The organism is Pirellulales bacterium (assembly GCA_035499655.1).
Lineage (GTDB): Bacteria > Planctomycetota > Planctomycetia > Pirellulales > JADZDJ01 > DATJYL01.
Window position 1 is genome coordinate 1 of sequence record DATJYL010000199.1, and the last position, 5,228, is coordinate 5,228.

Annotated in this window: 4 protein-coding genes; 2 read left to right on the forward strand and 2 right to left on the reverse strand. The window is 56.1% G+C overall.

What is annotated here, in order from left to right:
* Nucleotides 1–353: hypothetical protein (locus VMJ32_14825; GenBank protein ID HTQ40297.1), on the reverse strand; the 353-nt coding region annotated here is incomplete at its 3' end.
* Nucleotides 354–719: 366 nt separating this feature from the next.
* On the opposite strand from VMJ32_14825, the gene VMJ32_14830 reads away from it, so the two are divergent.
* Entirely contained in the window at nucleotides 720–2,444 is a 1,725-nt protein-coding gene (locus VMJ32_14830) for a TlpA disulfide reductase family protein (GenBank protein ID HTQ40298.1), read from the forward strand.
* Between the two features lie 272 nt (nucleotides 2,445–2,716).
* On the opposite strand, the gene VMJ32_14835 is transcribed toward VMJ32_14830, so the two are convergent.
* Nucleotides 2,717–4,180 carry a hypothetical protein gene (locus VMJ32_14835; protein ID HTQ40299.1) on the reverse strand — a complete coding sequence of 488 codons (1,464 nt, stop codon included), beginning with the start codon at nucleotides 4,178–4,180 and terminating at the stop codon, nucleotides 2,717–2,719.
* Between the two features lie 307 nt (nucleotides 4,181–4,487).
* Between VMJ32_14835 and VMJ32_14840 the strand changes: the two genes are divergently transcribed.
* The coding region (locus tag VMJ32_14840; GenBank protein ID HTQ40300.1) for a deoxyribonuclease IV at nucleotides 4,488–5,228 on the forward strand (741 nt) is incomplete at its 3' end.

The window sequence follows — 5,228 nt, forward strand, 5'->3', positions numbered from 1 at the left end:
TATTTGGCGTTGTTCACGGCTTCCACTTCTTCCATGCCCCCGCCGGGAATGGCCTCGAACTTGATTGACACCGAAACGAACGCGGAGAGTTCCCGAGTTTTGCGATCGCGGGCATAAGTCACATCGTTTTCGAACTCGCAGTCGGCCCAGCGCAGTCCGCGCGGTTTGCCGGTCAGCCCGGCGCGTTGCAAAAACTTGGCTTCTAATTGTTCGCGCATGCGATGAAACTGCAATTGCGCTTCAGCCAGTTGGCGTTTGCGACCGCCGAGAGATTTTTTTTTGGCCCACAGAGCGCCCAAAATAATTCCGGCCACGAAGAGCAGCCCGGCTACAATCCATTCGACGATGGTCATGGCTGTGTTCCTTGTTTTCGCCGCCTGCCTACGGTTGATTGTAGCGCATCTACGGCCAATTGTTTAGAGGCGGTTTAAAAAAACGGCGGCCGACCACGGTCGAGCATAGCCAGCCCAACAAAGTTGGACCACCGGAGGCTCGGTCGCCTGTTGCCGGCGGTACAAATCGTTTGTAAACCGCAGTTCCAGCTAGCGGCAAAATGCATCGCGGCAGCGGGAAGCTATTCTTTTATTGACAGCCGCAGACTGCCAAGTTGATAATGCCCATTCGTTCGACTGTTTTCATTTCCAGGGGGAGCTTCTCCTATGCAGTGCCGTGAGAATTGTAGGAAGTTTGCTGGTGGCCTGGCTTTATGGATTTTCATTTTGACCTCGCCGCTTGCGCTGGCAGACGGCCAAACTCCCGCAGCCAGCAATCCCTATTTGCCGCCGGCAAACGATTCTCCGGCCCTGCTCAAGGCGCATATCGAAAAGATGCAAAAGATCGCGCCCGCGGCTCGGCAAGCCGGTTTCGGCGAAGCGATGGTGGCGGCGTCGGATCGAATTCTGGAAAGCAACCCGCCGGACAGTTTGCGGTCTTTTGCCGTTCTCAGTTTGTTCGACGGCTTGCATGAATGGGCTGATGCCGAAAAAAATGCCGATGCTGACAAGCGGCTGGCCGAACTAGCAACCAAGTATGCCGGCGATAGCGACAAAAAGATTGCCGCCGCAGCCGCATTTTACGATCTGGAGCAGCGAGTGCTGAAAGCCGGCGATGCTCCGCCCAACGACATTTCCAAACTGCTTGACAAAGTGAAAACCGCGTTGACCGGCCACACGCTCACCGCCGCCAAATATGGGCGGATTGCCCTCGGCACCGTGGCGCTCATCAATAACTTGGATACCGATCAAGAGGCCGAAAAACGGTTCAAAGAATTCGGCCTTCTGTTCGCCGCCAGCAGCGATCCGGTCATGGCCCGCTTCGGCACGCAACTTAAAACCACCAAGCGGCATCCCAAGACCATCGTGGTGACCGATCAAGGGGCCGGCAACGCGGCCCAATCGACCGCGTCGAAAACGGAAGCTCCGCCCATCACTGAAGCGCCGGCTAAAACTGAGACGGCCCAGCAATGGGTGCAACGTGTCGAAGCGAATCTGACGTCGCTTACCGGCAGCACCCACGATGCGGAATACGATAACGAAAAAGCCGCGTTTCTCAAGCAGTATCCGCACGATCCGCTGCGGTGGAGCTGGAATTTCATGGATGTCCGCCGCGCCCTAAGCGCCCCGCAAAACCTGGAACAAGGCATCAAAACGGCCAAAGCCGCTTTGGCCGAAGTGCTGGCGGCCGGCGATGCGCCGCCGCAGCTAAAAGAGCAAGCCAGCACCCTAAATCTGCAAATCGATATACTCAGCCACGCGCCGCTGGCGGACGTGGCAAAAAGCTTTTCGGCCCACGTCAAAGCTTTTCCCAATTCGACCGCCAATGCGGGATTGGCGCAATCGATTGTTCAACTGGCCGGCCGCGGACAAATGGACGAAGCTGCCATTGCTCGCTTGCGCGATCTCAAAGCCAGTAGCGATGGGCTGCTGGCCGCCGCCGCGGCCGACAGAATTACGGTGTTGGAAAATCTACTGCAGCTGAAAACCAAGCCGCTGGAACTCAAATTCACCGACGTCGACGGCCGTCATTTCGACTTGGAATCGTATCGCGGCAAAGTCGTCCTGGTCGATTTTTGGGCCACCTGGTGCGGCCCATGCGTCGAAGGATTGCCGGAGGTCATCGAGCAATACAACAAATATCATGATCAAGGCTTCGAGATTGTCGGCATCTCGTTCGACCAGGAAAAGCCAACGCTGCAACAATTCGTCAAAGACAAACAAATGCCCTGGGTGCAATTCTTCGACGGCAAAGTTTGGGACAATACCTACGGCAAAAAATACGGCATCTCCGCCATTCCGGCCATGTGGCTGGTGGGCCGTGACGGCAAAGTTATCGATTTCAACGCCCGCATGGGATTGGCGCAGAAAATTCCCAAACTGTTGGAAACCGCTGCAGATCCCGCTCAGGCCACGTTGCCCGCCGCTGCTAAACCGCCCGATAAATCTTGAACCACTTCTGCCCCGCGGGCGCGTCGAAATCTAAAATCCGGCATGAGTTGCATGGGCCGAGCCTACTAGATTCGGTTTCACAAAGGTCACAACCGCTAAGTTTGAGGGGCGCCATGTACACGGCTTGTTACAGGGGGAAAGGCGACGCTTGGCATTGGAAGTGCAGCGTTCCCGGTGCCTGATGCCGCCATCGGCGACCTTGTGTTTTCGAACTGGCGCAATGGGAGCAGTCGCAGCGGCTACCGTCATTTGCCCCAACTTGCCTGTCGCAATTAAATGCCGAATTCGTTTGTGAAACCGGTGACCAGTGGCGCGGTGGCAAAATGATTGAGTGCACCGACAATGCTGCCGTTGGTTCCGCCGGTATCCGAGAATTCTTCGGTGCCGGCCGTGCAATTCACAACCGCCAGGCTATCGAGGTTGCCGGGCCCTACCTCGACGCTTAAGTCATTCGAACCCACATTCACCGTATTAAGCGACACTGCATCGGTACCACCGTTGGTGTTAATGGCCAGGTCGCCGTTCACAGTGACATTTGCCAGAGCAACGACGTCTTTCCCATCTCCCTGCATGGTAAATTCATTGCTGCCATCTGCGGCCAGCATTACTCTCGACAGGGAGATGACTGCCGTGCCACTGCCCGTCTCCAGAAGATTTTCTGAATCGGCGCCGCTAGTCGTTATCGTTGAGTTCGAAATCGAAATAGCCGCGGTGCCATTTCCGGTTGCCACGAAGTTTTCTGAGCCGGCGCCGCTGTTTGTAATCGTCGATTTCGAGATCGAAATGGCCGCGGTGCCGTTACCCGTATCTACGAAGTTGGCGGCATTGGTAGCGCTCATGGTGACGTCAATCAGCGAGATAGCTGCGGCGCCGTTACCCGTATCTATGAAGTTGTCGGCGTTGGTAGTTATCATCTTGACATTCACCAGGGCAACGTTCGCCGTGCCGCCACCGGTATCCACGAAGTTGTCGCCACCAGCACTATTCATGCTCACATTCGCCAGCGCGATGGTCGCCTTGCCGCTCCCCGTATCTACAAAGTTGTCGCCACCGCTGACAGTCATGGTGACGTGCGAGAGCGAGATGGCTGCGGTGCCATTACCTGTATCCACGAAGTTGTCGCCAGTGCCCATTGTCATGCTGACATGCGAGAAGGAGATGGCCGCGGTGCCATTGCCCGTCTCCACAAAGTTGCTGCCGGAGACGCTTCCGGCATTGACGGTCACGTTCGCCAGGGAAATCACCGCGGTACCATTGCCCGAAATGATTTGAGTTTGCCCGCTGGTTATCACGCCGGAAAGCGCCACCGTGTTTTTGCCGTCGCCGGCATTGATTACCAGCGAAGTGCTATCTGCGGCGGTGCTTAGCCCAGTGCTGACGTTTGTAACCTGCACAGTGTCGTTGCCCCCTTCTGCGGTGATGCCCAGTGCCCCTGGCACGGTTCCGTTAAAAACTTTAATGAAGTTGTTGCCGGCCATCAGATTGGCTTCAATGTTGCCCGTAACGCCGGTGGCCAAGTACGTGGCATGACTTCCGTTGATGGTGGTGGCAATGCCTTGTACCTTCCAAGTGTCAGCGCCGGTTTGCCACACTTGAACGGAGTTGCCGGCCGCATCGCCGGTAATATCCAATTCACCTCCGGTAACCGTGGCCATTACGTTCCCAGCCAATAGGGCACGCTTTTCCAACGGTTCGAACCTGAACATCCGGCGGCTAGTTTTCGGTCGATTTCGCACGGTGGCAATCCTCTTCAATCGAGTTGCTGAACCCCTTTGTTAACGGCGAAGATTATAAGCCAAAGCCGGTAAAATGTGAAGATGGCGAATATACACAACAATTACGGCACACTGATACTTCAATTTGGCGATATTAGATAAAAAATTGCATGCTGGTTGACACGGCTTGCCCGGCGATGATTGCTTCGCGGGGTGTCGAAGAGGGCGCTGCCAGGGGACGTAGGGTCGTTGGTCTTAGCTCCTCATTTCCTGACTGCCACGGTTCACGCTATCGTATCGCTGGTCTTCAATCTGCGCGGAAATAATTATGCCCATTCTTGGCGCGCATCAATCGATTTCCGGCGGCTATTATCGGGCCGTTGAACTGGCCGCCGCCTGCGGCTGCGATTGCGTGCAGTTGTTCACCAAGAACAACAATCAGTGGCGCGCCAAGGCCATTACCGATGACGACGCGGCCCAATTTCAGGCGGCGCTTGCGAAGCATAACATTGCCCACCCGCTGTCGCACGATTCGTATCTCATCAATCTGGCTGCGCCCGACGAAACGCTGTGGCGGAAATCGGTCGAGGCGTTCGCCGTCGAACTGCTCAGGGCCGAGCAGTTGGGCATCCCGTATGTGGTGATGCACCCCGGTTCGTTCACCACCAGCAGCGAAGAGGCGGGGTTAAGGCGGATTGTGCAGGGGCTGGACGAAGTGCACCAAAAAGTTGGAAAGCTGAGGGCGAAAACTCTGCTAGAAAACACGGCGGGGCAGGGGAGTGCGCTGGGCTGGCGATTTGAACACTTGGCGGCAATTCTCCAGGGCGTTGCCGAGCCCAAACGATTAGGCGTGTGCATCGATACCTGTCACTTGCTGGCCGCAGGCTATCCCATTTCCACGCCGAAAGATTACGAAGCCACGATGCGGCAACTCGACGACATCGTGGGCATCAAACTGGTGAAGGCGATTCACTTGAATGACAGCAAGAAAGAGCTGGGTTCCCACGTCGATCGGCACGAACATATTGGCCGCGGGAAAATTGGCCTGGAAGGTTTTCGCCTGCTGCTT